The organism is Alicyclobacillus sp. CIJ1 (genome assembly GCF_057538885.1).
On the sequence record NZ_BAAJPH010000080.1, the window covers coordinates 1 to 657 of the forward strand.

General features: G+C 58.3%; 1 protein-coding gene. It reads left to right on the forward strand.

The window, feature by feature from the left end; all coding sequences use genetic code 11:
- The coding region (locus tag AC27E8_RS06545) for a hypothetical protein (RefSeq protein WP_487111382.1) at positions 1-657 on the forward strand (657 nt) is incomplete at both ends.

Genomic DNA, 657 nt, shown 5'->3' on the forward strand with positions numbered 1-657 from the left:
CGAACGGCCAGACGGTCGTCGCGCAGTCGACGCCAGTCCAGGTGACGTGGGGCCAGGTTCAGACACAGCCTACCACGGGGCAGTGTAGCCAGGCAAGCTGGTCAGTGGGAAGTGTCGGTTCGAACAGCGCGGGCTTGACGTTCACACACAATGACAACGACACGTACGCATTCACTGTGAACAATGGCGGGAGTCTGAGCGTGCCGGGCGTCGGTGGCAGTGAACAGAGCGTGGGCGTGATCCTGACAGGGCAGCCTGGCGAAAGTTACACGGTTACAGCTACGGATACCACAACGGATTGCACCGTGTCCACGACTGTAACCTTGTCTTCCAACGGCGGCACACCGATTCAAACGGGCAGCGTAAGCGCAGTTGTGTCTGATCAGTACACTCAACTCATGGGTGGCGGGGCTGGTATCTACGCAGCCGGGCCAAATGTGACGGTGGATGCGGGCACGAGTGTCAATTTCAATGTGCAATTTCTGCAAACTGGTCAGCCCGCGATCTACTATTCGGATTTTGAGGCTCCTAACAACGGGAACTTGCCTGCGGCAACGAACACGGGCTGGAGCGTGACGCTGGTCTCGAACGGAGGAACGGATGGAGCGTCACTGAATCAGACGTTCTATAACGGCGCTTCGACTGGAACGGTGAGCG